Source organism: Telluria antibiotica (assembly GCF_011682055.1).
Classification (GTDB): Bacteria; Pseudomonadota; Gammaproteobacteria; order Burkholderiales; family Burkholderiaceae_D; genus Telluria; species Telluria antibiotica.
In genome coordinates this window covers 458240-484577 of record NZ_JAAQOM010000003.1, presented here as the reverse complement: position 1 = coordinate 484577, position 26338 = coordinate 458240, and the positions used below count along the sequence as shown (strand labels likewise).

General features: G+C 66.4%; 22 protein-coding genes and 1 pseudogene. 8 read left to right on the top strand and 15 right to left on the bottom strand.

Features of this window, described 5'->3' with window-relative positions:
* Nucleotides 1–83: 83 nt before the first annotated feature.
* The 8 genes from HAV22_RS07450 to HAV22_RS07415 all read right to left on the bottom strand — a co-directional run bounded on the left by HAV22_RS07450 (nt 84) and on the right by HAV22_RS07415 (nt 10036).
* Entirely contained in the window at nt 84–1223 is a 1140-nt protein-coding gene (locus HAV22_RS07450) for a deoxyguanosinetriphosphate triphosphohydrolase (RefSeq protein WP_166858053.1), read from the bottom strand.
* On the bottom strand, nt 1220–2845 hold the full coding sequence (gene aroKB / locus HAV22_RS07445) for a bifunctional shikimate kinase/3-dehydroquinate synthase AroKB (protein WP_208296105.1): 1626 nt from the start codon (nt 2843–2845) through the stop codon (nt 1220–1222). The genes HAV22_RS07450 and aroKB overlap by 4 nt, the downstream gene beginning before the upstream one ends.
* Before the next feature lie 114 nt (nt 2846–2959).
* On the bottom strand, nt 2960–4927 hold the full coding sequence (locus HAV22_RS07440; RefSeq protein WP_166858049.1) for an Ig-like domain-containing protein: 1968 nt from the start codon (nt 4925–4927) through the stop codon (nt 2960–2962).
* Between the two features lie 25 nt (nt 4928–4952).
* The gene (locus HAV22_RS07435; protein WP_166858047.1) at nt 4953–7106 is read right to left on the bottom strand and encodes a type IV pilus secretin PilQ; all 2154 of its coding nucleotides are present in this window, start codon (nt 7104–7106) and stop codon (nt 4953–4955) included.
* The gene (locus HAV22_RS07430) at nt 7103–7642 is read right to left on the bottom strand and encodes a pilus assembly protein PilP (RefSeq protein ID WP_166858045.1); all 540 of its coding nucleotides are present in this window, start codon (nt 7640–7642) and stop codon (nt 7103–7105) included. Before HAV22_RS07430 ends, HAV22_RS07435 begins: the two co-directional genes overlap by 4 nt.
* A complete protein-coding gene (locus HAV22_RS07425) occupies nt 7639–8319 on the bottom strand; it encodes a type IV pilus inner membrane component PilO (RefSeq protein WP_166858044.1) in 681 nt (226 codons plus the stop codon). Before HAV22_RS07425 ends, HAV22_RS07430 begins: the two co-directional genes overlap by 4 nt.
* A complete protein-coding gene (locus HAV22_RS07420; RefSeq protein WP_166858042.1) occupies nt 8316–8963 on the bottom strand; it encodes a PilN domain-containing protein in 648 nt (215 codons plus the stop codon). Before HAV22_RS07420 ends, HAV22_RS07425 begins: the two co-directional genes overlap by 4 nt.
* Nucleotides 8963–10036, bottom strand: coding sequence for a pilus assembly protein PilM (locus HAV22_RS07415; protein ID WP_166858040.1), 1074 nt, complete (start codon nt 10034–10036; stop codon nt 8963–8965). Before HAV22_RS07415 ends, HAV22_RS07420 begins: the two co-directional genes overlap by 1 nt.
* Before the next feature lie 319 nt (nt 10037–10355).
* Here HAV22_RS07415 and HAV22_RS07410 point away from each other — a divergent pair, with 319 nt between their 5' ends.
* On the top strand, nt 10356–12710 hold the full coding sequence (locus HAV22_RS07410) for a penicillin-binding protein 1A (protein WP_166858038.1): 2355 nt from the start codon (nt 10356–10358) through the stop codon (nt 12708–12710).
* Between the two features lie 114 nt (nt 12711–12824).
* Here the strand turns inward: HAV22_RS07410 and cyaY are convergent, their stop codons facing one another.
* On the bottom strand, nt 12825–13154 hold the full coding sequence (cyaY, locus tag HAV22_RS07405) for an iron donor protein CyaY (protein WP_166858036.1): 330 nt from the start codon (nt 13152–13154) through the stop codon (nt 12825–12827).
* 29 nt (nt 13155–13183) lie between these two features.
* On the opposite strand from cyaY, the pseudogene lptM reads away from it, so the two are divergent.
* The 4 genes and pseudogenes from lptM to HAV22_RS07390 form a co-directional block, all read left to right on the top strand.
* A pseudogene (gene lptM / locus HAV22_RS31790) lies at nt 13184–13276 on the top strand (LPS translocon maturation chaperone LptM); the annotation flags it as partial.
* A complete protein-coding gene (locus HAV22_RS07400) occupies nt 13277–13474 on the top strand; it encodes a hypothetical protein (RefSeq protein ID WP_229421120.1) in 198 nt (65 codons plus the stop codon).
* Between the two features lie 7 nt (nt 13475–13481).
* On the top strand, nt 13482–14756 hold the full coding sequence (lysA, locus tag HAV22_RS07395) for a diaminopimelate decarboxylase (protein ID WP_166858033.1): 1275 nt from the start codon (nt 13482–13484) through the stop codon (nt 14754–14756).
* Between the two features lie 59 nt (nt 14757–14815).
* On the top strand, nt 14816–16669 hold the full coding sequence (locus HAV22_RS07390) for a DUF4153 domain-containing protein (protein WP_166858031.1): 1854 nt from the start codon (nt 14816–14818) through the stop codon (nt 16667–16669).
* Nucleotides 16670–16795: 126 nt separating this feature from the next.
* On the opposite strand, the gene HAV22_RS07385 is transcribed toward HAV22_RS07390, so the two are convergent.
* The 6 genes from HAV22_RS07385 to HAV22_RS07360 form a co-directional block, all read right to left on the bottom strand.
* Nucleotides 16796–16978 carry a hypothetical protein gene (locus HAV22_RS07385; protein ID WP_166858029.1) on the bottom strand — a complete coding sequence of 61 codons (183 nt, stop codon included), beginning with the start codon at nt 16976–16978 and terminating at the stop codon, nt 16796–16798.
* Nucleotides 16979–17006: 28 nt separating this feature from the next.
* Complete coding sequence (msrQ, locus tag HAV22_RS07380; protein WP_166858027.1) at nt 17007–17654, bottom strand: protein-methionine-sulfoxide reductase heme-binding subunit MsrQ; 648 nt, start codon at nt 17652–17654, stop codon at nt 17007–17009.
* A gap of 11 nt (nt 17655–17665) precedes the next feature.
* Complete coding sequence (gene msrP / locus HAV22_RS07375; protein ID WP_166858025.1) at nt 17666–18643, bottom strand: protein-methionine-sulfoxide reductase catalytic subunit MsrP; 978 nt, start codon at nt 18641–18643, stop codon at nt 17666–17668.
* A 216-nt stretch (nt 18644–18859) separates the two neighbouring features.
* Entirely contained in the window at nt 18860–20026 is a 1167-nt protein-coding gene (gene ccsB / locus HAV22_RS07370; protein ID WP_166858023.1) for a c-type cytochrome biogenesis protein CcsB, read from the bottom strand.
* 28 nt (nt 20027–20054) lie between these two features.
* Nucleotides 20055–22148: a cytochrome c biogenesis protein ResB gene (locus HAV22_RS07365; RefSeq protein ID WP_166858021.1), complete on the bottom strand. Its 2094-nt coding sequence runs from the start codon at nt 22146–22148 to the stop codon at nt 20055–20057.
* 147 nt (nt 22149–22295) lie between these two features.
* The gene (locus HAV22_RS07360; protein WP_166858018.1) at nt 22296–22976 is read right to left on the bottom strand and encodes a c-type cytochrome; all 681 of its coding nucleotides are present in this window, start codon (nt 22974–22976) and stop codon (nt 22296–22298) included.
* Nucleotides 22977–23152: 176 nt separating this feature from the next.
* On the opposite strand from HAV22_RS07360, the gene yihA reads away from it, so the two are divergent.
* The 3 genes from yihA (at nt 23153) to HAV22_RS07345 (ending at nt 26287) form a co-directional block, all read left to right on the top strand.
* Nucleotides 23153–23839 (top strand): ribosome biogenesis GTP-binding protein YihA/YsxC, encoded by a 687-nt coding sequence (yihA, locus tag HAV22_RS07355; protein ID WP_166858016.1) that lies wholly within the window; start codon nt 23153–23155, stop codon nt 23837–23839.
* A gap of 28 nt (nt 23840–23867) precedes the next feature.
* A complete protein-coding gene (gene hemB, locus HAV22_RS07350) occupies nt 23868–24881 on the top strand; it encodes a porphobilinogen synthase (protein ID WP_166858014.1) in 1014 nt (337 codons plus the stop codon).
* A gap of 167 nt (nt 24882–25048) precedes the next feature.
* Nucleotides 25049–26287 (top strand): MFS transporter, encoded by a 1239-nt coding sequence (locus tag HAV22_RS07345; RefSeq protein WP_166858012.1) that lies wholly within the window; start codon nt 25049–25051, stop codon nt 26285–26287.
* The last annotated feature ends 51 nt before the right edge of the window (nt 26288–26338 follow it).

The window sequence follows — 26338 nt, the reverse complement described above, 5'->3', positions numbered from 1 at the left end:
CCCACCCTACGTGTGGGGGCCGTAGGGTGGGCTCCCCGAGCCCACCATGTACACCCGTCATTATCGAGGATCGTAGCTAACGGTCAGAACGTATCAAGCGAATAGATGCGCCGGTGCTCCTTGATGGCATACCGGTCCGTCATCCCCGCGATGTAGTCGGCTATCTTGCGCGCCTGCTTCATCGTGTCACCCGACGCCGCCTGGTAGTCGGGCGGCAGCAGCACGGGATCGGTCATGAACGCATCGAACAGCTCGTGCACGATGCGGCTCGCTTTGACACGCATGCGGTTCACCTGATAGTGCCGGTACAGGTTCGCGTGCAGGAAGCGCTTCAGCGCCGTCGTCTCGGCCCGCATCGTGCCGGAAAAGCGGATCAGCGGCGGCGCCGCGCGCACGTCGTCGATGCCGCCCGGCGCAGCGTCGGCCAGCAGCTGGGCCGACGTCGCGGCCAGGTCGGCCGTCATCGCCGTGATCATCAGGCGGATCGTCTCGTACAGCTCGCGCCGGCCCGTCAAGCCCGGGTACCGCTGCACCACCTCGCGGTGCAGGCGCGCGAACAGGTCGACCTGTTCCATCTGCTTCATCGTGAGCAAGCCCGAACGCAGGCCGTCGTCGATGTCGTGGTTGTTGTACGCGATTTCGTCGGCGAGGTTCGTCAGCTGCGCTTCCAGGCTCGGTTGCTTCTTGTCGATGAAGCGCTGGCCGAGCTCTCCCAGCTGGCGCGCGTTCGTCGGCGAGCAGTGCTTCAGGATGCCTTCGCGCGTTTCGAACGTGAGGTTCAGGCCATCGAAGGCACCGTAGTGTTCTTCCAGATGGTCGACGACGCGCAGGCTTTGCAGGTTGTGCTCGAAGCCGCCGTAGTCCTTCATGCAGTCGTTCAGCACGTCCTGGCCGACGTGGCCGAACGGCGTGTGCCCGAGGTCGTGCGCGAGCGCCGTCGCTTCGACGAGGTCTTCGTTCAGGCGCAGGCTGCGCGCCAGCGTGCGCGCGATCTGGGCGACCTCGATCGAGTGCGTGAGGCGGGTGCGGAACAGGTCTCCTTCGTGGTTCAGGAAGACCTGGGTCTTGTATTCGAGCCGGCGGAACGCAGTCGAGTGGATGATGCGGTCGCGGTCGCGCTGGAACTCGCTGCGCGAGCCCGGCGCGTCTTCCGGATGGCGACGCCCACGGCTCTTCGACGAATGCGCCGCGTAAGGAGCCAGGTGGGCGTCGAAGTCGATCATGACGAAGGTGTTCCCACTGAGGCTTTCAAAGTCGCTTCCAGCTGCTCACGCGGCGCATTCGTGATGCTCGGGCTGCCCAGCGGTTTCAGGAGGATGAACTTGATTGCGCCGCCCTCGTTCTTCTTGTCGACTTCCATCAGCTCGATCCAGCGGGGGGTGCCGAGGTCCGGCGCGACGACGGGCAGCCCGGCGGCCTGCACGAGCGCGCACACGCGCGCGACGGCGGCAGCGTCGATGAGGCCGAGGCGGTGCGACAGGTCGGCCGCCATCACCATGCCGCAGCCGACCGCCTCGCCGTGCAGCCACGCGCCGTAGCCCATGCCCGCCTCGATGGCGTGGCCGAACGTGTGGCCGAAGTTCAGCACGGCGCGCAGGCCGCCTTCGCGCTCGTCGCGCGCGACAACGTCGGCCTTGATCTCGCACGAGCGCGCGATCGCGTGCGCGAGGGCGGCGTGGTCGCGAGCCACCAGTTTTACGATGTTCGCCTCGATCCAGTCGAAGAAGCCGGCGTCGAGGATCGCACCGTGCTTGATGACTTCCGCCAGGCCGGCCGCCAGTTCGCGCTGCGGCAAGGTGTCGAGCGTCGCGGTGTCGGCAATGACGGCGCGCGGCTGATAGAACGCACCGATCATGTTCTTGCCCAGCGGGTGGTTGATGCCCGTCTTGCCGCCCACCGAAGAATCCACTTGCGCGAGCAGGGTGGTCGGGATCTGCACGAACGGCACGCCGCGCATGTACGTGGCGGCCGCGAAGCCAGTCATGTCGCCGACGACGCCGCCGCCCAGCGCGACCAACGTGGTCTTGCGGTCGCACTTGTTCGCCAGCAGCGCGTCGAACACGAGGTTCAGGCTTTCCCAGTTCTTGTATTCCTCGCCGTCCGGCAGGACGATGGGCACGACCTCGCGCCCGGCCGCGCGCAGCGGCGCCGCGACTTTTTCCAGGTACAGCGGGGCGACGGTCGTGTTGGTGACGATGGCCACCTTGCCGCTGCCGCCGATGTGACGATTGAGTAAAGAAGCGTCGTCCAGCAGGCCGCGTCCGATCGCGATCGGATAGCTGCGGTCGCCCAGCTCGACGTTAAGGGAAATGCATGCCTGTTCGTTCATTGTCGCCTTTGCGTTGGACCGTCCGTGCGCGGACGCCTGCTCCGCCAACTGGTCCAGTATTGTCTGAACCATCGATTGTACGTTAGGTCGGCCCGTGTCGATGACGATGTCCGCGATCTCGCGGTACAGCGGTTCCCGTTGCGCCGTCAGGTCTTCCAGCTTCCTGCGCGGATCGGCCGTCTGCAGCAGCGGGCGGTTCTTGTCGTGCGCGGTGCGCTGCAGGATGCTCGAGACGCTCGCACGCAGGTAGATCACCGTGCCCCGCTCCGCCAGCAGCGCGCGGCTGGCCGGGTCGAGCACGGCGCCACCGCCCGTCGCCAGCACGATGCCACGGCTGGCCGTGAGTTCGCGGATCACGTCGGCCTCGCGGCGGCGGAAGCTGGCCTCGCCTTCGATCTCGAAGATCCACGGAATCGTGGCACCCGTGCGCGCCTCGATCTCGTGGTCGGAATCGATGAAGGTCATGTCCAGGCGCCGCGCCAGCAGGCGGCCGATGGTGGTCTTGCCGGCGCCCATCAGGCCGACGAGGAAGATGTTGTTGTTCTTACAGTCAGACACGTTACGCGTTCAAATAAAAACGGCCAGGGTACCCTGGCCGTTTTGTTGCAATCGGACATCCCTTAAGAAAACTTATGGGCAGGTGAACGACAGTTTAAACGGAATATTGGTCACCAAGCCAGCCGGCGTCGTGACGGTCACGTTGAACGAGGACTGGGCCGGCGTGCAGCTGGTCGGATTCGTGCTCGAAATGCTGAACGTGTGCGTGGAGCCTTGCGGGCCGCTGGCGCCGATACCGTTCGGGTAATCCACGCTGCCGCCGCCCGTGCCGGGGCCGTGCGGCGCGACGTTCGGCACCGTGGCCGGCACGACGGCCGCCGCGTTACCGTTGAGCATGCTGGTGATCTCGACGTGCGACGTGGCCGGCATCGGGTTCTTGTTCACGTCGTTCAACTGCAAGGTGAAGACCTTCGTCGCGCTGCCGCTGATCGAACCGAGGTCCGTCACCTGCGTGATGTCCAGCGGCGTCGTGCTGCCGTTCATGTACGCATAGACGACGCTGCTGCCGCTGAAGAAGATCGCGGTGCTCTGCGACAGCGTGTTCGAGCCGTCCGTCGTGCTGGCGCACACGGTGGCGAGGCCCGGGCGCGTGGCGTCCGGCGTCAGGGCATTGCACGGCGTGGCCGGCTGGCCCGGCGTGGCGACGCGCGGGTTCTGCGTGCGGAACGCCACCGAGCAGCCGCCGTTGACGGTGTTGCAGCCGCCTTTGTCGGACGAGCCGACGGCGCCCATATTGGTCTGGAAGACGACAGGCGTACCGTCCGCGACCGGGTTGCCGGACGCGTCGGCCAGCAGCACCTGCAACGTCGTGGCGGGCACGGTCGTCGAGCTGTCGAGGGTCCAGCCTTCGACGTTGTACAGCGCGGAGCTCAGCGAGATCGCCTTCGGCAGGCCCGTCGTCACGACGACGGAGTCGGACAACGTGGAGATGTCCGGACCGCCGTTGGTGCCGGTGCCCGGCAGCGTGGCCTGGACGCGGAACGACGTCGGCACGGTGCCCGAGTTGACGGTGGTGACCACGAGGCCGTTGGCGTCCGTCGTGTCGCTCGTCTTGTTGATGGTGACGGCCGTCGACGACGTCGTGAAGTTCACCGTCTTTCCGGCGAGCGCATTGCCGAAGATGTCGACGACCTTGAAGGTCAGGGTCGCAGTCTCGGTGCGGCCGTTGCCGCCCTGGCCCTGGATCACGATCGACTGGTTCGTGGGCGATGCGCCGACGAACTGCACGGACGCGGCGGCCGGCGGCGCGATCGTCAGCGTCGTCGACGCGGACGTGTTGACGCCCACGGCCGACACGGTGATCGTGTCGTTGCCTGCGCAGCCCTTGTCGCGGTAGACCGTCTGCGCGGTGCCGTTATTGGTCGACACGGTCGTCGCCAGCGTGGCCTTGCCGGCCGTGGCGCAGGCCGAGCTGAAGGTCAGGCTGACCGGCTGCAGCGTGTACTTGCTCGAACCGTTCATCACGTCGACGGACAGCACGGACGACCCGTAGGCCTGGATGCTGGTGGGCGCCGCGCTCAAGGTGCTGAACGACAGCGTCGTCGCACCGACCGAATAATTGCCCTTGCCGGCGACCGTGGTGCCGTCCGCGAGGCTCGTCGTGGCCGTGACGGTGCCGGCACCGGCGGCCGCCAGGCTGGCCGCGCGCATGGTGACGGTGGCGACGCCGTTGGCGTCCGTCAGCGCCGTGGCGGACGTCGGCGAGAACACGGCCAGCGTATTGTCCGTGGCGAAGGTCACGATGGCGTTCGGGACCGGCTTGCTGTTCTTGTCCAGCACGGTCGCGGTGACGGTCTCCGGTGCGGCGGCCGTGAGCGCGCCCGCGGCGCCGGACGTGAAGCGCACGCCGACGGTCGGCGTCGCCGTCGCGGTGGTGCCCGTTCCCGTGCCTGTGCCCGTACCCGTTCCCGTACCGGTGCTGCCGCCAACGGCGCCCGGATTGCCGCCGCCGCCGCCGCAGGCGGTCAGCACCAGCGCCATCAACAGGGCCGCCGCGCGCACGCCGTGGCCTCTTGCTGCTTGCTTCGTGAAGTTGTTCATGTGTTTGCGTTCGTTGATTGTGATGTCAGTGGCCGTTCTGCAGGCGCTCGGCCACGATCTTCGGCGTGATGAAGACGAGCAGCTCGGTCTTGCTGTTTTGGCGCGACTTCGTCTTGAACAAGTTGCCCACGACGGGGATATCGCCGATCACAGGCACCTTGTCCTCGTTGTTGCTTTCGCTCATCTGGTAGATGCCGCCCAGGACCACGGTGCCGCCGTTCTCGACCATCACCTTCGTCTTCACGTGCTGCGTGTTGATGGCGAAGCCCGACGCGGTCGACTCGCCCTTCGAATCCTTGGCCACGTCCACGTCCAGCACGACGTTGCCGTCCGGCGTGATCTGCGGCGTGACTTCCAGCTTCAGGTTCGCCTTCTTGAACGTGACGGACGTCGCGCCGCTGCTCGTGGCCTGCTGGTACGGCAGCTCGACGCCCTGCTCGATGACGGCCGGGACGTTGTCCTCGGTGACGACGCGCGGGCTGGAGATGATCTTGCCCTTGCCGTCCGCTTCCAGCGCCGAGAGTTCCAGGTTGAGGAAGCGGTTCGCGGCCGACGAGAACAGCGAGAACGCGATCGACGGCGCGTTCGTGCCGTTGATGCCGGATGCCGGCAGGTTCACGAGCGTGGTGTTGGTGTAGCCGTCGCCCTTGTCCGGGGTCTGGCCCGTGACCTGGCCCACGCCCGTCAGGTTGCCGCCGATGGCCACGCGCTGGTTGCCGCTGACCTGGTAGCCGGCGTCGCCGCCGCGGAAGCCGCGCAGGTCGGCGAAACCGAGCTTGGCGCCCAGGTTGCGCGAGAACCCGTCATTCGCTTCCACGAGGCGCGCCTCGACGAGCACCTGCTTGGTCGCGACGTCGGTCTTCTGGATCAGCTTGCGGATGTCTTCGATCTTCGATGCGATGTCGGTGACGAACAGCTGGTTCGTGCGCGGGTCGATGATGGCGCTGCCGCGCTTGGACAGCACGCGGTTCTTGCCGCCGCCGTCGCTGCTGGCGCCGCCGCCCGCATCGAGGCCGAACACGGTGCGGAAGGCTTCGGCCTTCTGGTAGTTCAGCTGGAAGATCTCGGAACGCAGCGGTTCCAGTTCGGAGATCTGGGCGCGTTGCTCGAGCTCGAGCTTTTCCTTGGTCAGCAGTTCTTCCTTCGGCGCGATCCACAGCACGTTGCCGTTCTTGCGCATGTCGAGGCCCTTGGCCTGCAGGATGACGTCGAGCGCCTGGTCCCACGGCACGTCCTTCAGGTGCAGCGTGAGGTTGCCCGTGACCGCGTCGCTCGTGATGATGTTCAGGCCGGACAGGTCGGCAATCGCCTGCAGCGCCTGGCGCACTTCGATGTTCTGGAAGTTGAACGAGACCTTTTCGCCGCGGTACGCGGTGCCCGCGCCGCCGCCGGCCGGACGGTTCGGATCTTCCTTGACGGGTTTCACGTCGATGACGAGCTGGGTGTCGCTCTGGTAGACGCTCTGCTCCCAGTTACCCTGGGTGTCGACGACCATGTGCGTGTTCGCGCCCTGCGGCGTCGTCGTGATGCGCGACACGGGCGTGCCGAAGTCGGTCACGTCCAGGCGGCGGCGCAAGGTCGGCGGCACGCCCGTCTTCAGGAAGTCGACCTCGATCTGGCGGCCGACCTGGCGCACGTCGACGGCAACCTGGCCGTTCGGCAGGTCGACGACGATGCGGCCTTCGCCGTTGCTGCCGCGGCGGAAGTCGAGGTCGCGCAGCGTCTGCGACGCGACAGGTGCGGCGGCCGCGGTGCGTGCCGGCTGGCCGGCAGAGTCGACGGCGCGGGCCGGTGCGCCCGAGCCTTCGACCGTGACGATGACGTCCTTGCCGTCGATCGCGGCGGCGTAGTTCAGCACGCGCTTCAGGTTCAGCACGAGGCGCGTGCGCTCGCCGGCCTGCACGACGTTCACGCCGCGCACGTCGCCCAGGTTGATGTCCTGGGTGTTCTTGCCGGTGGCGTTGGCGGTGGCGCCGAAGTCGAGGGCGATGCGGGCCGGGTTCGTGATCGAGAAGCCGATCGGCAGCTGCTTCGGCGCGTCCTTCATGGCCACCTTGATCACGACGTTGCCGCCCTGCTGGTTGGCGCTGATCGACTCGATCGCGTTGTCCTGGGCCCAGGCGCCGGCCGTGGCAAGCGCCAGCAGCACGCCGCATGCGGCGGAAAGGAATCGGGTCATTTGTGGTTCTCCTTGGTTTGCAGCTCCAGCTTGGACATGCGGCCGGTCCATTCACCGGCAGCGTCCTGCACCACTTCGCGCACGTCGACGACGTCGTCGCCCACGTGCGTGACGACGCCGAAGTTCTGGCCGATGCGCTGGCCAGCCTTGACCTGGTACAGCGAGCGGTCCACCTGCAGCAGGGCGTAGCGGGTGCCGCCCTTCTCCATCGTGCCGACCATCTGCATGGTGTCGAGCGGGAAGGTCTCCAGCAGCTCGCGCGGGCGCGCGAGGTCGGGCTGGTTCGGGTTGTTCGAGGTCGCCGCCGCACGGGCCAGTTCGCCCAGCAGCTTGGTCGGATTGAACGGGTCGACCGCTTCCCGCGCGCCATAGGCGTAGGGGAGAAAATCTTTCGGTTCGGGCAGCGGCTTCACGGACGGATGGGTGTCGCGCTTGACCTGTTCCATCCAGTCGCGCACCTCGCGCACGTCGCTGTCGCCGCAACCGGCCAGCAGGGTCGCGGCCAGCAGGCCGCCCATCACGATGCGGGCGCTCATGCCTTGGCCTCCTTGCCGTCCGGGGTCTTCTTCTTGGCCTTGCGCGCCTTGGACTGGGCATCCAGCTCGTCCTGGTCGAGGTAGCGGAAGGTCTTGGCGATGGCTTCCAGCGACAGCGCGCCGTCCTTGCCCGCGGTGAGCGCCAGGTTGTTCAAGGTGACGATGCGGGGCATCTTCGCCATGTCGGCCGCGAATTCGCCGATGTCGTGGTAGGTGCCCACCACCTTGATGTCGATCGGCAGCTCGGCATAGTAATCCTTGACGACGACCTGGCCCGGCTTGAACAGCTCGAACTGCAGGCCGCGGCCGACGCCCGCCTGGTTGATGTCGGACAGCAGCGCGGCCATCTCGGCCTTGCTCGGCAACTGCTTCTCCAGGCGCTCGACGTAGCGGTTCACCTGTTGCTGCTGGGCTTCCAGCGCATCCAGGTTGATGGCCTGCGCCATCTTGAGCTTGTAGTCGTCGCGCAGCTTGAGTTCCTGCGCGGCCAGCGCATCCTGTTCCTCGAACTGGCCGCTCCAGTAAAAGAAGTAGCCGAGGCCCACGACGACGGCCATCACGCCCGCGGCGCACAGCAGGCGCGGGGCCAGCGGCCACAGGCCCGGGTGGCGTCCCTGCAGGCCCTCGAACTGGGCCGCCAGGTCGGCGAAAGTCTGTTTCAGGTCGATGTTCTTCATGGCTTGCTCGCGCCCGCGGTTGCGCCCGCGGTTGCGCCTGTTTTTGCCGCGGTCGGCTTGCCGCCCTTGCTATCGTCGTCGCTCGCGCGGTTGCGCTTGATGGAGACGTTCAGCGTGAATTCGACGACCTTGCGTGGGGTCTTGCCTTGCGTGACCATGGCGGCACGCACCTCGGTCAGGTCCGGACGCTCGAGCCACGGCGAGTTGCCGGACAGGTTACGCAGGAATTCCGCGACGCGTTCCTGCGACTGCGCATAGCCGTTCAGCAGCACGCGCTGGCCGTCCTGCTTGAAGCCTTTCAGGTACACGCCCTCCGGCGTCTGGCGCACCAGTTCGTCGAGCAGGTAGACGGGCTGGTTGCGGTCGCCCTGCAAGTCCTCGACGGCCTGCTGGCGCGCCTTCAGCGCCTCGATCTCCGCCTTCAGGCTGGCGATCTTGCTGATCTTCTTGTCCAGTTCCGCGTTCGCGTTCTTGAGGACGAGGTTGCGTTCGTTGTGGACGGCGATGCGGCTCGCGTTGTAGCCGCCCACGAGCAGCACGAGCGCGGCGCCGGCGATGCCGCCCAGCGCGAGCAGCGCGGCGAACGCGGCCTGCTTCTGCTTGCGTTTCGCTTCCCGGTGCGGGAGCAGGTTAATGCGGATCATCAGCCGAACCTCCGCAGTGCCAGGCCGCAGGCGACGAGATAGCCGGGGGCGTCCTGGCGCAGCTGCTGCTCGCGCACGTTCGGTCCCAGCTGCATGCCCGCGAACGGCTCCACGACGATTGTGGCGATGCGCGTGCGGCCGGCGATGATGTCGGGCAGGCCGGGCAGCTGCGCGCTGCCGCCGGCGATCAGGATCTGGTCGATGCGCGTGTACGGCGTCGACGTGTAGAAGAACTGGATCGCGCGCGTGACTTCCAGCGCGGCGTTCTCCAGCCACGGGCCCAAGAGGTCGGCGCGGAAGTTGTCGGGCAGGTCGCCCGCCTTCTTGCGCGTTTCCGCTTCCTCGAACGAGAGGCCGTAGGCGCGCACGATGTCCTGCGTGAGCTGCACGCCGCCGAACGGCTGCTCGCGCTCGTACACCGTCTCGCCGTTCTGCAGCATCGACACGTGCGTCGCCTGCGCGCCGATCTGGAACAGCGCGACGATGCGGTCCTTCGGCGCGTTGTCCGCGTCGAGCAGGCGTTGCAGCGCGGCGCGGGCGGCGTACGATTCGATGTCCATCACGGTGGCCGTCAGGCCCGCGGCCTCGGCGATCGCGACGCGGTCCTCGACCTTTTCGCGGCGCGCGGCGGCCAGCATCACTTCCATGTCTTCCGGCGCGTTGGCGGCCGGTCCGATCACGTCGAAGTCGAGGCTGACCTCGTCCAGCGCAAACGGGATGTACTGGCTGGCCTCGGACTCGACCTGCACTTCGAGCTGGTCTTCCGGCAGGCCGGCCGGCAAGATGATCTTCTTGGTGATGACGGCGGCCGGCGGCATGCCGAGCGCCACGTGCTTGATGCGCGTGCCACTCTTCTGCACGACGCGGCGCACGGCGTCCGACACGGCCTCGATGTTCTCGATGTTGCCGTCGACGACGGCGCCGCGCGGCAGCGGTTCCACCGCATGGCGCTCCAGCCGCAAGTCACCCTTGCCGCCATCGGACAACTCGACCAGGCGCACGCCGGACGTACTGATGTCGAGTCCGATCAACGGCGGGCTCTTCTGTCCGAACAAGGAACCTAGACTGATCACGAGCGCACTCCCTCTCTGCTACTTCTGCGTTCCGGCGTTTCGGAACGGCTAACGCCCGCGTGGGGAACTATTGATAAATGTAGACATACGGCGTGCATATAACAGGCACCGCCTTGAATCGTAGCAATACTGATCTACGAGGACAAGAAATTTCTGCACGGGAACATATAGTGACGAAGCAGGAAAGCGACACTTCGTTACACCCTGATATCGATCAATATTGCAGGACTCTTCACACCTGTTGTTCGCTTGTCTAGGAGTGCTTCAGATACAAGCGTGACTTATAATGAACTGGATCAATAAAGCGAGCCACATCCGCATGAAAGCATCTCGAAACGGCGGCAACCCCGCGCCGCAGTCTTCTTCGCCCAAGCACACCCCGAAGCGCATCCTGCTGACCCTCTTCGCCACCCTGGGGGGACTGGCCGTGTGCGGGGTGCTGGTGGTCGTGTTCGCGCTGGCGATGGCCTACCCGAACCTGCCCGCGCTCGACACCCTCACCGATTACCGGCCGAAGATGCCGCTGCGGATCTTCACGGCCGACAACGTGCTGATCGGCGAATTCGGCGAGGAGCGCCGTACCCTCGTCCACTTCAAGGACATCCCGGACGTGATGAAGCGGGCCGTGCTCGCGATCGAGGACGACCGCTTCTACGAACATGGCGGCATCGACTACTGGGGCATCCTGCGCGCGGCGCTGCACAACGCGACGGGCGGCGCGCGCCAGGGCGCGTCCACGATCACGCAGCAGGTCGCGCGCAACTTCTTCCTGTCGTCGGAACAGACGCTGAAGCGCAAGGCGTACGAGGCGCTGCTCGCGTACAAGATCGAGAAGAACCTCACGAAGGACCAGATCCTCGAGGTCTACATGAACCAGATCTACCTGGGCCAGCGCGCGTTCGGCTTCTCGTCGGCCGCGCAGATCTATTTCGGCAAGGACTTGAAGGACATCTCGATCGCCGAGGCGGCGATGCTGGCCGGCCTGCCGAAGGCGCCGTCCGCGTACAACCCCGTCGTGAACCCGAAGCGCGCGCGCCAGCGCCAGCAGTACATCCTGCAGCGCATGCACGACCTGCACTACATTAACGACGCCCAGTACGAACAGGCGAAGAACGAGCAGCTCAAGATCAAGACGGACAGCACGGCGTTCGGCGTACACGCGGAATACGTGGCCGAGATGGCGCGCCAGCTCGTCTACGAACAGTTCAAGGAAGACACGTACACGCGCGGCCTGAACGTGTTCACGACGATCACGAAGGCCGACCAGGACGCCGCCTACCTCGCGCTGCGCCGCGGCGTGATGGACTACGAGCGCCGCCACCCGTACCGCGGTCCGGAAAAATACATCGAGATCCCGTCCACGAAGAGCGAGGCCGACGAGGCCATCGAGGCGGAGCTGGCCGAGCATCCCGATTCCGACGACATCGTGGCCGCCATCGTGCTGTCGGCGTCGCCCACGCAGGTGAAGGCCGTGCTGGCGTCCGGCGAGGAAATCACGCTCACGGGGCCGGGCATCGCGTTCGCGCGCGAGTGGCTGTCGCCGAAAGCGGCCGAAACGCGGCGCGTGCGCCGCGGCGCCGTCATCCGCGTCATGCAGGACGGGGGCTCATCGTCGTGGAGCATCACGCAGATGCCGGAAGTGGAATCCGCGTTCATCGCCGTGAGCCCGGACGATGGCGCGATCCGCGCGCTGGTGGGCGGCTTCGACTTCAACCGCAGCAAGTTCAACCACGTGACGCAGGCATGGCGCCAGCCCGGCTCCTCGTTCAAGCCGTTCATCTATTCCGCGTCGCTGGAACGCGGCTTCTCGCCCGCGACCCTCATCAACGACGCGCCGATCTCGTTCGACGCCGGCGCGACGGGCGGCCAGGCGTGGGAGCCGAAGAACTACGACGGTAAGTACGAAGGCCCGATGACGATGCGGCGCGGCCTGACCAAGTCGAAGAACATGATCTCGATCCGCATCCTGAACAAGATCGGCGCCCGCTACGGCCAGGAATACGCGACGCGCTTCGGCTTCGACGCGGACAAGAACCCGCCGTACCTCACGCTGGCCCTGGGCGCGGGCGCGACGACGCCGCTGCAGATGGCGGGCGCCTATTCCGTGTTCGCCAACGGCGGCTACCGGGTCAGCCCCTACCTGATCTCGAAGGTGACGGATGCGGATGGCAAGGTCTTGTCGGAAGCGCGTCCGGACCGCGCCGGCGTCGACTCCAACCGCGTCATCGACGAGCGCAACGCGTGGCTGATGGACAGCATGCTGAAGGACGTGGCCCGCTACGGCACGGCGGCGAAGGCGGGACAGGTGCTGAAGCGCCCGGACATCGCGGGCAAGACGGGGACGACGAACGATTCTATCGACGCCTGGTTCGCCGGCTACCAGCCGCACCTGGTGGGCATCGCGTGGATCGGCTACGACCAGCCGCGCAACCTGGGCAACAAGGAAACGGGCGGCGGCCTGGCGCTGCCGATCTGGATCGGGTTCATGCAGAAGGCGCTGAAGAACGAGCCGGTCGTGGACCGGCCGGCGCCGCCGGGTCTCGTGCAGTACGGCGACGAGTACTATTACGCCGAGAACCCGCCGGGCACCGGTGTGCAGTCGCTCGACGTGGGCGCGGCGCAACCGGCGGCCGAGCAGAAATCACGCGACGCGGTCCGCAACGAGTTGTTTTGATGGTCACGCGGTGATGGTGGGCGGAGGGCCGCCCACCCTACGACGTCATCGGCGCATGTTTGCATCAATCCGTAGGGTGGGCACCCCGTGCCCACCATGCCGTTCAACCGCCGGTCAACGCAACTTGACCGGCGCGCCACCCTGCTGCGTCGCGAAATCGGACAACGCCGTGAAGAACTCCGTGTTGTCGCGCGTATTGCGCCACTCGTCGCCCACGCGCTTGTAGTGGAAGCCGCCGGCGCGCGCCGCGATCCACATTTCCTGCAACGGCGCCTGGCTGTTGATGATGATCTTCGAGCCGTTGTCGACGAACTCGATCTCGAGCACGTTGCCGCTGCGCTTGCACTCGACGTCGACGATGTCCTGCTCGAACAGGCGGTCGAACTTGTGCTCGATGTCGCTCAGCGTGGACTCGGCCAGGGCCAAAAATTCGGATTCGGTCATGCTACACTCCAAGGTCTGCTAATCAAACCGTGATTCTAATCGTGAAGTCCCCATTTGCGCTCCTGACAAGCCTGGCGACCCTGGTGGTGCTGTCGGCCTGCGGCCAGACCGGTCCGCTCTACATGCCCAAGCCACCCGCTCCCCACGCCGTCGCGCACACCCCCGCGACGGCGGCGGCCGGCACGACGAACACGACGGACGCCACCACCCCGGTCACCCAGCTCAAGCCGCCGGCCCCCGCCGCCGGCGTGACGCCACCGATCGGTGGCGCCAACGATACGCCCGCCCCGAACCCGCCCTCGCCGGCCACCCAACAGTAAGCACATCATGTCGCACTTCACCTACCAAGACGGCGTCCTGCACGCCGAACGCGTCCCCCTGTCCAACATCGCCACGGAACACGGCAGCCCGACCTACGTCTATTCGAAAGCCCAGCTGCTGGAAAACTTCGCCGGCTACGCGCGCCCGTGCGCGGGCCGCGACGCGCTCGTCTGCTATGCGATGAAGGCGAACTCCAACCTGGCCATCCTCGACCTGCTCGCGCGCCAAGGCGCAGGCTTCGACATCGTGTCGGGCGGCGAGCTGCTGCGCGTGATCGCGGCCGGCGGCGACCCGGGCAAGGTGATCTTCTCGGGCGTGGGCAAGACCGCGGCCGAGATCGCGCTGGCGCTGGAAAAAGGCATCCTGTGCTTCAACGTCGAGTCGATTCCCGAGCTGCACCGCATCAACGAGGTCGCGGGCCGCATGGGCAAGCGCGCACCCGTCTCGCTGCGCGTGAACCCGAACGTCGATCCGAAGACGCACCCGTACATCGCCACCGGCCTGAAGGCCAGCAAGTTCGGCGTCGCGTTCTCGGACGCGCTGGACACGTACCGCACCGCCGCCAAGCTGCCGCACCTGGACGTCGTCGGCATCGACTGCCACATCGGCTCGCAGCTGCTGGACGACGCGCCGCTGCTGGAAGCGCTGGACAAGCTGATCGAGCTGATCGACACGCTGGACGGCGAGGGCATCCACATCCACCACCTGGACGTGGGCGGCGGCCTCGGCATCGACTACGGCACGGGCGAGGACTCGCCGGTGCCGATCGCCCACTACGTCGAGCGCGTGTTCGCGCGCGTGGACGCCTGGCGCGCCGAGAAGCACGGCGGCCGTCCCATCAAGGTGATCTTCGAACCGGGCCGCTCCATCGTGGGCAACACGGGCGTCCTGCTGATGTCGGTGGAATTCCTGAAGCCGGGCGAGGAAAAGAATTTCTGCGTCGTCGACGCTGCGATGAACGACATGGCGCGCCCCACGCTGTACCAGGCCTGGATGGACGTCAAGCCGGTCGTGCAGCGCGATGCCGCCGCCGTCACGTACGACCTCGTCGGCCCCATCTGCGAATCGGGTGACTGGCTCGCGCGCGACCGCGCGCTGGCCGTCGAGCCGGGCGACGTGCTCGCGATGATGGCGGCCGGTGCCTATGGCTTCACGATGGCCTCGAACTACAACACGCGCGGCCGCGCGGCCGAGGTGCTCATCGATGGCGACCAGGTGCACGTGATCCGCCGCCGCGAGAATCCGGCGGAGCTGTTCGCGCTGGAATCGATGGTGAGATAAGGAGAGTTTTCGGCACGTGCACGGATGCTAAGATCGCCGGTCTACCACCGGAGATCCGCATGCAACCGTCCGATGCCGCCCGTCTTTCCGCCGAACCGCCGCTGCTGACCCTGCCCCGGGTCGGCGGCTGGCGCATCCTGCTGGGCCTGCTGCAAGGCCTGCTGCTGTACCTCCTGTACCACGCCACGACGACCTCCAGCTGGCCGGCCACCCAGCCGCTGGTATTCGGGCCGCTGGTGCTGGTTGCATTCTTCGTGCCGCTGATCCTGATCTCCGGCCTCGGCCACCTGGACCGGCGCCGGCTCGTCCTGTGGGGATGCTGCGCGGCGCTGCTGCTGGCGGCGTTGGCCGGCTACGACGCCTGGCGCGTCGCCGACCTGCCGCTGCAGGCGTCCCAGGCGGCGCACCGATATGGCACGCGCGGCGTCGACCGTTCGCCGTTCCCGTCGTGGCGCCTGGGGTTCTTCGCCGCCGCCGGCTTTTTCATCGCGCACACGCTGGTGCTGGCCGCCGTGCGCGACGGCCGTCGCATCGCCGCCTACCCCACCTATTTCGACACCGCCTGGAAGCTCGGCGTGCAACTGGCCTTCAGCGGCCTGTTCACCGGGATCACCTGGCTGGTGCTGGCGCTCGGCGCCGAGCTGTTCGAGCTGGTCAAGCTGGACTTCCTCACCAGGTTGATGCGCGAATCCTGGTTCGCGATTCCCGTGACGGCCTTCGCCTTCGCCTGCGCGATGCACCTGACCGACGTGCGTCCCGCCATCGTGCGCGGCATCCGCGGCCTGCTGCTGGTGTTGCTGTCCTGGCTGTTGCCGGTCACCGTGCTGCTGATCGGCGGCTTCCTGGCCGCCCTGCCCTTCACGGGCCTGGCGCCGCTGTGGAACACGAAGCACGCGGCATCGGTGCTGCTGTGCGCTGCCGCCGCCTGCGTGGTGCTCGTCAACGCCGCGTGGCAGCAGGGCGAGGACGAGCGCGCCGTCGCGCGCGTCGTGCGCGTGGCCGCGCGCATCGCCGCCCTGCTGCTGGCGCCGCTCGTGCTGATCGCGATGTATGCCCTGTTCCTGCGGGTGCGCGACTACGGCTGGAGCGCCGACCGTATCGACGCCGCTGCCTGCATGCTGGTGGCGGCCTGCTACGCGGCCGGCTACTTCTGCGCCGGCCTGCGCCCCGGCTGGCTGACGTTGCTGGCCCGGGTGAACATCGGCGTCGCCTTCGTCCTGCTGGGGGTGCTGCTGGCGCTGTTCTCGCCGCTGCTCGACCCGGCCCGGATCTCGGTGGACAGCCAGGTCGCGCGGCTGGCGTCCGGCAAGGTCAAGCCCGATGCGTTCGATTTCGCCTTCCTGCGCTTCGACGGCGCACGCTTCGGGCGCGCGGCACTCGACCGGCTCGAGCGCATGCCGGTGCCCGATGCGGACGTCGTGCGGCGCATCGCCGCCGTGCGCCGGATGGAGAGCCGCTGGGACCGCAAGGAAGTCGCGCCGCGGCCGCTCGAACTGGCGGCCAACCTGCACGTGCATCCGGACGGCGCGCGCCTGCCGGACACCTTCCTGCGCACCGACTGGGCAGCCAGGGAACCGGCCTACCAGTATCCGGCTTGCCTGCGTGACGTCGGCCGGGTCTGCGATGTCTTCCTGCTGGACGTGACCGGTGACGGCAAGCCGGAAGTGCTGCTGTTCGAGCGGCCGGCGGCGTCCCAGAGCAGCCTCGTGCTGCAGGAAGACGCGCAAGGCGGCTGGTCGGCGCTGGCCACGGTGTCGCTGCCGGGCGTGGATTGCCCGGCAGCGGACGCGGCGTTGGCCGCCGGCAAGGTCGACGTGACCACGCCGGAGCTTGCGGACGTGCTGGTGGGTGGTGTACGAGGCCGACTGGAAAGGGTGACACCGCCGGTGAAGTGCCCGGCTGCGCCGCGCTAAGAACCAGTAGGGTGGGCACCCCTGTGCCCACGCGGACGTTTGCAGTTCGTTGGCGTCCGCGTGGGCACGGAGTGCCCACCCTACCAGTGAGCCTCTACCGGGACGAGCTCTAAGTAATGGCCGGCGTCACTCGCGCCCGCGCGACCGGTCATCCGGCCACATCTGCGCCGCGCACGCGGCCGCCTGTTCGTTCCACCGGCTGCCCAGGTCGAGACACCGTTCGAGCTGCCCATAGCGCGGCCGCCCCATGCCGAAAACGAGCACGAGGGCCAGTACCACGACGATCACCAGCGCGAGGGGCCATTTCATGTCAGGCAGTATGCATCAGGGTCTCCGGTCATGATCGCACGGAAGCAGCGGTAGTACGTTTATCGACGGCGGGGCGCGGACTGCTCGCGCTCCACCACACGCGCAGCAGCAGGAGCACGGCCACGATGCTACCCCAGACGATGGGCTGCTCGAAGTTGTGCTTGCCGGCCTTCATCCACCAGTAGTGCAGGATCGCCAGCGGCGCGATCAGGTAGATCAGCTTGTGCAACTGGGCCCAGTTGCGGCCCAGGCGCTTGATCATCGCGTTCGTGCTCGTCGCGGCCAGCGGTACGAGCAGCACGAAGCAGGCGAAGCCCACCGTGATGAACGGGCGCTTGAGCACGTCCTTCCACACGGCGGCCACGTCGAAATTATGGTCGAACCACAGGAACGTCAGGAAGTGCATGAACGCATAAAAGAACGTGAACAGGCCGATCATGCGGCGCAGCCGGACGACCCAGTTCCACCCGGTCAGGCGGCGCAGCGGCGTGACGGCCAGCGTCGCGCACAGCAGGTACAAGGCCCAGTCGCCGCTGCCGTGCGTGAGGAATTCGACGGGCTCGACGGGTACGTCGTTCGCCGTCAGCCACGCCATGCGCAGGAACGGCAGCAGCGCCAGCACGAAGATGCCGGCCTTGACGGCCTTGAGCTGCCTGGGAGTCGGATTGAACGCCATGGCCGGCCCGCTCAGAAATTTTTCTTGAGGTCCATGCCCGAGTACAGCGAGGCGACCTCGTTATAGCCGTTGAACATCAGCGTCTTGCGCTTGGGCGTGAACAGCCCGCCTTCGCCGATGCGCCGTTCCGTCGCCTGCGACCAGCGCGGGTGGTCGACGTTCGGGTTCACGTTCGAATAGAACCCGTATTCTTCCGGCGCGATGCCGTTCCACGCGGTGCGCGGCTGCTCGCGCACGAAGCGGATGCGGACGATGGATTTCGCCGACTTGAAGCCGTATTTCCACGGAACGATGATGCGCACGGGCGCGCCGTTCTGGTTCGGCAGCACCTGGCCGTACATGCCGACCGTCAGCAGCGCGAGCGGGTGCATGGCCTCGTCCATGCGCAAGCCTTCCACGTACGGCCATTCGAGCACGCGGCTTCGTACGCCCGGCATCTGGCTGCGATCGGCCAGGCTCGTGAATTCGACGTATTTCGCATTGCTCGTCGGCTCGACCTGCTTGATGAGACTGGACAGCGAATAGCCGACCCACGGAATCACCATCGACCAGCCCTCGACGCAGCGCAGGCGATAAATCCGCTCTTCCAGCGGCGCCAGTTTCACCAGGCGGTCGAGGTCCAGGGTCATCGGCTTCCTGACTTCGCCGTCGACCTGCACGGTCCACGGCCGCGTGCGCAACGTGCGCGCGTTCGCGGCGGGGTCGGACTTGTCCGTGCCGAATTCGTAGAAATTGTTGTAGTGGGTCGCGTCCTCGAACGACGTCTGTTTCTCGTTCGTTGCGAATGCCGGGTTGCGCGTGGCCGGCAGCTTCTGGACAGTACCTTGCGCGAGGGCTTCGCGGGTGGCCATCTCCCACAGCGACGAGCCGGCGACGGTCGATGCCGCCACTTTGGCGAGGAACGCACGCCGGCCTTCGTAGACCTCGCGCGGCGTGATTTCGGACGGGAACGGCAGATCGATGCCGTTCGGATTTTTTCTGATCAACATGGCGGCTCCGGCTGTAAACATTGTTTCTCGCGACATATCAACGTTACACCATCTGCCGCCACGTGGTCGTCCGGGCGGCGATTTGTTACCAATTGCCGCCCTTCGACATAATCGGACATATGTAGGGTGGGCACCCCGCGCCCACGCGCGACGTGTGCGGCTTGTTGGCGTTACGCGTGGGCACAGGGGTGCCCACCCTACGAAGTTGCTAGCCTGCTACAGCTTGCCGTACGAGTGCAGCCCGGACAGGAACATGTTCACGCCGAGGAAGGCGAACGTCGTCACGACGAGGCCGATGAGGGCCCACCAGGCGGCCGCGCGCCCGCGCAGGCCGGACATCAGCCGCATGTGCAGCCACGCCGCGTAGTTCAGCCAGACGATCAGCGCCCACGTTTCCTTCGGGTCCCACGACCAGTAGCCGCCCCAGGCCTCGGCCGCCCACAGCGCACCGAGGATCGTGGCGACGGTGAAGAACGCGAAGCCGACGGAGATCGCCTTGTACATGACGTCGTCCAGCACTTCCAGCGAAGGCAGGCGGTCCGCCAGGATGCCGTTCGACTTCAGCAGATAGGCCGCGCCGACCATCGCCGCCAGCGCGAACGTGCCGTAGCCGATGAAGTTGGCGGGCACGTGGATCTTCATCCACCAGCTCTGCAGCGCGGGCACGAGGGGCTGGATCTCGGCGGCGTCGCGCGCGACCGTGTACCACAGCAGGAAGCCGACGGCGGCCGCGATCACGAGCAGCACGAACGGGCCCAGCTGGCGCGTCTGGTAGCGCTGTTCGTAGTACAGGTAGAACATCGCCGTGATCATCGAGAACAGGATGAACACTTCGTACAGGTTCGACACGGGGATGTGGCCGACGTCCGTGCCGATCAGGTACGACTCGTACCAGCGCACCATCATGCCGGTGAAACCCAGCACGACGGCGGCCCAGCACAGCTTGGAACCGACGCTGCCGCCGAACGGCGAGCGCGTCAGCAGGCCGAGCCAGTAGAACACGGTCGAGAACACGAACATCGCGCTCATCCACAGGATCGCGGACTGGCTCGACAGCATGTATTTCAGGAAGAATTTCTGGTTCGCGGCGTCCAGCGAGCCGCCGTACAGCTGCACGGCCCACAGCGCCAGCAGCGCGACGAGCGGCATCAGCCAGCGCACGGGCTTGAACGTCCAGCCGACGAATGCGAACACGGGCGCGGCCAGCACGAGGATCGCCTGCTCGTAGATGTCCATGTAGGCGCCGAAGCGGTTCAGCGCATACAGCGCAGCCGCCAGCAAGCCCGCGCCGAACAGCCAGTCGACCGCCGTCAGGCGCTTGAAGAAGCCGGGGGGCCGGGTGTACGCCGCGCCCTGTGCTTGCGATGCGGATGAAATGTCCATGGATGTCTCCTTTTCCGACTTTTATAGCTTACGCCGATTGCGGCAATTTGATCTTCAGGTCGTCGAATTCGCGCTGGAAATCGAGCGTCTTGCGCTGGGTGCTCATCGCCATCAGCGCGTGCGTGCCGCCGTCCGGCGTGGGTTTCACCCACACCCAGACGCGGCGCTCGCGGATGTAGAACATCGAAAAAATGCCCAGCACCAGCAGCAGGCAGCCGACGTAAACCACTTTCTTGCCCGGCGAGCGCGTCACCTGCAGCACGGACGCCTTCACTTCCTTGAAGTCGTCCAGCGCGAGGAACACGGGGGCGCCGTAGAAAAAGCTGTCGGACAAGGCGTTCGTCGCCTGCTGCAGGAAGCGGCCGTGGGTCTCGGTGGGCGTCACGGGTGCCTCGCCCGCGCGCGCGCGGGCCGACTGCCACAGCTCCCACATGGCGCCGTTGAGCATCTTCATGAACACACCGGCCGCCTTTTCCTGCTCGGCCGCGGGGATACGCTCGAGGAATTTGGAGACGGCCAGATAGCCACCCTGGCTGCCGTCGCCTGCGAAGATCGCCAGCGTCTTGGCGGCCGAGTCCTGCAGCTGCTTCGCCAATGTGCCGTTCGCGTCGCCCGGCGGCAACGCGCGCGCGGCGTAGCGGCGGGCCGCTTCCTCGCGCAGGCTCGCGTCCGCGAGCGCGGCGCGCAGGCGCATCCATTCGCGCACGCCGTGGTCGTCGTCGGCCGGGATGCGCAGGAAGCTGAATTGATCGGACGGATTGTTGCGCACGCCGGCCAGGTACACCTGGCGGCCTTCCAGCGTGACGGGCTGCATGTAGTTCAGGAATTCACGCGCCTGTCCCGTCTTGTCGCGCAGCTTGTACTGCACGCTGGGTCCCACGTTCTTGAGATCCTTGTTGCCCACGTTCTTGGCGGCCGAACCGGAGTGCTGCGACAGGGTCTGCGCAAACTGTTCCTCGAAACTCTTGCCCTTCGTGACGGCCCGGGCATCGTTGTTCTGGCTCGTGTTCTCGACGTTGAACGGCCGGAAGCCCGACCACTCGACGGAATACGTGTCGGCGCCCTGCTTCAGCGCGGTCGCATTGCCGACCTCGCCCTCGATGGCGAACGGTTTGTCGCTCGTGCCCGCCATGGGCCAGCCCGTCAGCTTGAGCTTGCTGCCGCCATCCTCGAAGCTGGACTGGTAGACGGCCACGCCGCGGTAGATCAGCGGCTGGTTGACTTTCACCGTGGCGGGAAACACCTTGCCCGTCTCGTGGTCGCGGATGACGACGTCGCTGGCGAACAGCTTCGGCATGCCCGTCGAGTAGAAATCGATGGTGAATTTCTTCAGCTCGATGGTGAACGGCAGGTCCTGCACGAGCACGCCGTCGGCCTGCTGCAGCAGCGCCGTGTCGCTGGCCTGGCCTTCCGGAATCATCGTATTGCCGCGGAAGCTCGGGTTGCCGAGCCCAAGGCGGTGCTGCGGCGCGATGGCGGAAATCAGGCCCGTGCCGGCATACGGCGTCTTGCCCATGAACCATTCCTGGAAGCGGATCGGCAGGTTCGAATCGAGCAGGCCGCCCAGCAGGATCACGATGATGGCCGTGTGCGCGAAGATGTAGCCGAACTTGTTGGCGGCACCTTTCTTCGCGGCGACGAGCACGCCGCCCGGCTTGTCGACCATCTTCGTCCGGTAGCCGGCGTCGGCGAGGCGGTTGGCCGTCTGCTGCGCGAGGGGGACCATGTCGAGCGGCGCCGTCCATTCCGCGTGATGGTGGAAATTGCGCAGCGATTCCTCGCGCACGCTGTCGCGCCAGCTGCGCATGTCGCGCAGGAATTTCGGTGCGTTGCGGGCCACGCACAGGCCCGTCGAGACGATCAGCACGGCAAGGATCAACAGGAACCACCAGGCCGAATACACGGTGTACAGGCCGACCTTGCGGAACACCTCGAACCAGAACGGACCGAACTGGTTCACGTAGTCCGGCATCGCACGGTCCTGCTGCATGATGGTGCCGATGATCGCGGCGATGGCGATCATGACCAGCAAGGTGATCGCGAACCGCATCGAGGACAGCAATTCGACCGCTTCCGCCAGGCCGCGCCGGCGCGTCTTCAGTTCAATTCCGGTGGTGCTCATCGACTTTCACTCTAGATACAACGTTTCTCGAGGATACAACAAAAGGGCGCCCCGCTTGCGCGGTCGCCCTTCCCTGTTGTTCCTGCATATTTATTGTAGGCCGATTTTTCGGCTCGATTATGTTGGTCCGGCAATACCGGCCATGTGTTACTTCAGGCCGGCAATATAGTCCGCCACGGCTTTCATTTCTTCATCCGACAAGCGCTTGGCCAACGTCGCCATCTGCGGGCTGTTGGCGCGCGTGCCCGCCTTGAACGCCTGCAGCTGCGTGACCGTGTAATCCTGGTGCTGGCCCCCGATGCGCGGATATTGGGCCGGCATGCCGGCACCCGTGGCGCCGTGGCAGCTGGCGCAGGCGGCCACGCCGCGGTCGGCGATGCCGCCACGATAGATCTTGCGGCCCAGTTCCAGCGTGTCCTTGCTGCGCGCGGCGCCCTGCTTCGGCTGCTGCGTGGCCAGGTAAGCGGCGATGTTCTTCTTCTCGTCGTCGCTCAGCATCTTGGCGTACGTCGTCATCACGGGCTGGTTGCGGCCAGGGGTCGTGAAGTCGACGAGCTGCTTGTGGATGTACGTGTCGATCTGGCCGGCCAGCTTCGGATTGGTGTTGATGGTCGAATTGCCGCCGGCGCCATGGCACGACGCGCAGGCCGGCAGGCCGCGGGCGTTGTCGCCGGTGTCGTAGAGGGAGCCGCCCTTGGCCGGATCGACCTTCGCGGCGGCGGGTGCGTGGGCCGCATCCGCTGCGAGAGCGCTGCCCACGATGAGGAAACTGGCCAGCAAGGACTTCACGATCGCCGCGCACGCGGCCGGTTGAAACACACGATTCATTCAAGCACCCTGAAAAAGTCAAAGATAAACTTGCAGTTGCAGTGCAGCGGTCATGCTCGTGCCCCCCGCGCCGATCCTTCATCCTTCGGGCTCGCCGGCGGCAGGTAACTCCCTATTGTACAATAGCCTTAGTTTCCTGCCCTCACCTCCGTTGTCTTTTTCGCTCCATTTCCCTCATGTCCAAACTCTGGCAAGCCCGTTTCTTCACGACCGTCAACCAGCTGCGGGATCTTCCCAAGACGCAGGTGCCGGAAATCGCCTTCGCCGGCCGGTCCAATGCGGGTAAATCGACGGCGATTAATATCCTGACGAACCAGAAGGGCCTCGCCTTCGCGTCCAAGACGCCGGGCCGCACGCAGCACATCAACTTCTTTTCGATCGGCGGGGCGCACGTCGCCATGCACCGCAAGGACCCGACCAAGGTCGAGGAAATCCAGGCCCTGCTCGTCGACCTGCCGGGCTATGGCTATGCGGAAGTGTCGGGCGACGCCAAGCTGCACTGGCAAAGGCTGCTGGGCGATTACGTGCAGCGCCGCGAACAGCTGGCCGCCCTCGTCCTGATCATGGACTCGCGCCGCCCGTTCACCGACCTCGACGTCCAGATGCTGGAATGGTTCGCCCCGACGGGCAAGCCGATCCACTGCATCCTCACGAAGGCCGACAAGCTCAACCGCAACGAATCCGTCAACGCCCTGCGCCAGGCACAGCAGGTTCTGGACAGCTATGTCGACGAGGAGGGCAATGGCTTCCCGTTCACCGTCCAGCTGTTCTCCGCCCTGAAGCGCATCGGCATCGAGGAAGCCAACGACAAGATCATCGAACTGTTCGGCCTGGAGGACGATCCGGCCGATCCCGAACAATAAAAGTTACGCAAACTCGCCAGGAACCGCCATGCCGATCATCACGCCTTCGCAATACCCTGCCGTGCGCATGCGCCGCATGCGCCGCGACCCGTTCTCGCGCGCGCTGATGCGCGAAAACGTCGTCACGGCATCCGACCTGATCTACCCCGTGTTCATCCTCGACGGCCAGAGCCAGCGCCAGCAGGTGGCGTCGATGCCCGGTGTGGAGCGCCTGTCGGTCGACCTCTTGATGAAGGTGGCCGAGGAAGCCGTGGCGCTGGGCATCCCCGTGCTGGCGCTGTTCCCCGTCGTCGAGTCGTCGCTGAAGACCTATGACGGCATCGAGGCGACGAACCCGGACGGCCTCGTGCCGCGCGCCGTGCGCGAACTGAAGCGCAACTTCCCGCAACTGGGCATCATGACGGACGTCGCGCTGGACCCGTACACGACGCACGGCCAGGACGGCCTGCCGGACGAAAACGGCTACATCGTCAACGAAAAGACGATCGCGATGCTGACGCGCCAGGCGCTGGCGCAGGCCGAGGCCGGCGTCGACGTCGTCGCGCCGTCCGACATGATGGACGGCCGCATCGGCGCGATCCGCATGGCGCTGGAAGAGAAGGAATTCATCCACACCCGGATCATGGCCTATTCCGCCAAGTACGCGTCGGGCTATTACGGCCCGTTCCGCGAAGCCGTCGGCTCGGCCGCGAACCTGGGCAAGGCCGACAAGAACACGTACCAGATGGACCCCGCGAACAGCGACGAAGCGCTGCGCGAAGTGGCGCTGGACATCGCGGAAGGCGCGGACATGGTCATGGTCAAGCCGGGCATGCCGTACCTGGACGTGGTGCGCCGCGTGAAGGACGAGTTCAAGGTGCCCACGTTCGCCTACCAGGTCAGCGGCGAATACGCGATGCTGCAGGCGGCGTTCCAGAACGGCTGGCTCGATCCGGACAAGGTCATCATGGAGACGATGATGTCGTTCAAGCGCGCCGGTGCCGACGGCGTGCTCACCTATTTCGCCATGGACGTGGCACGGCGCCTGAAGGCCGCGGCGTAAAGCGTCCGCTTTTGGGGTGGGCACCCCGTGCCCACGCGGATGCCTGCGTCACGCAAACGTTCGCGTGGGCTCTGGGAGCCCACCCTACAAAAGCTTGAAGATTACGCATCGTTCATGCGTGACAATTCGAGAGCCTTCGGCAGCCCCGGATCGCTAAGATTCCGGGTATGACTACGCTTCCCCACGATTCCCGGACTTCCCCATACCGGTGGCTGATCCTCGCGGTCGCCACCGTCCTCCAGGCCGGCGCGGCGTTCGTCACGCAAGGCATCGCCGCCCTGGCCGGCTACCTGCAAAAGGATCTGCACCTGTCCGCCACGCAGGTCGGCTTCCTCGTCACCGCCTCGACCTTGGCGCCGATCTTCACGCTGCTGTTCGTCGGCGACCTGCTCGACCGGAAGTCGGAGCGCGCGATCATCGGCGCGGGCATGCTGATCATGGCGCTCGGGCTCGTGGGCGCCGGCGTCGCGCCCGGCTTCCTCGCCTTGTGCGCAGCGCTGTTCGTCATCGGCATGGGCTACAGCACCGTGCAACCGGGCGGAAGCCGGTCGGTGTCGCAGTGGTTCAAGGGCCACCAGCTGGGCATCGCGATGGGGGTGCGGCAGGCCGGCCTGCCGCTCGGCGGGGCGGCGGCCGCTGCCGTGTTGCCGTTCGTCGTCGGCCTGCAGGGCTGGCGCGCGGCCTTTCTTTCGAGTGTCGCCGTCGTGCTGGCGGCCGGCGCGCTGTTCTGGGCGATCTACCGCCCGCCCACCCTGCCCGACCGCCCGGCCAAGCGCCCCGTGCTGACCGTGTTCTTCCTCGTCCGCATGGTGCGCCAGCGCTGGATGCAGCGGGTCGTCTGGTCGGGCATGGCGCTCGTCGGCACGCAATACGGCATCGTCGTCTTCCTGATGCTGTTCCTGCGCGACCGCTTCGGCCTGCCCCTGCACGAGGGCAGCTGGTTGCTGCTGCTGATCCAGCTGTGCGGCGGCGTCGGCCGCATCGCGCTGTCGGTGTGGAGCGACCGCTGCGGCCGGACGGGGGACCGCTTCCTGCCTGTCTCCGTGAGCATGCTCGTCACGTGCATCGGCCTGGCCGCGCTGGTCGGACTACCCGTCGACGCGTCACGCGCGTGGCTCGTCGGGCTCGTGGCCGTGCTCGGGTTCTTTGCGATGGGCTGGTACGGGCCGTGGGTCACCTATATCGCGGATTCGGCGCCGGCCGACAGCGTGGGCCTCGCGCTGGGCGCCGCGATGACCGTCAACCAGATCGCCATCGTCCTGACGCCGCCGGCGCTGGGCATGATCCACGATGCGGCGCGCAGTTACGATGCCGTGTGGGGCACGTTGGTCGGGTGGATCGTGGCGACGTTGCTGCTCCTGCGCGTGCTAGGGCGAATGCACCAGACGCAGGCGGCCTCGGTATAAGCAGTGGCCACGTGCGCGTGGGCTCGGGGAGCCCACCCTACAATGCCTGCA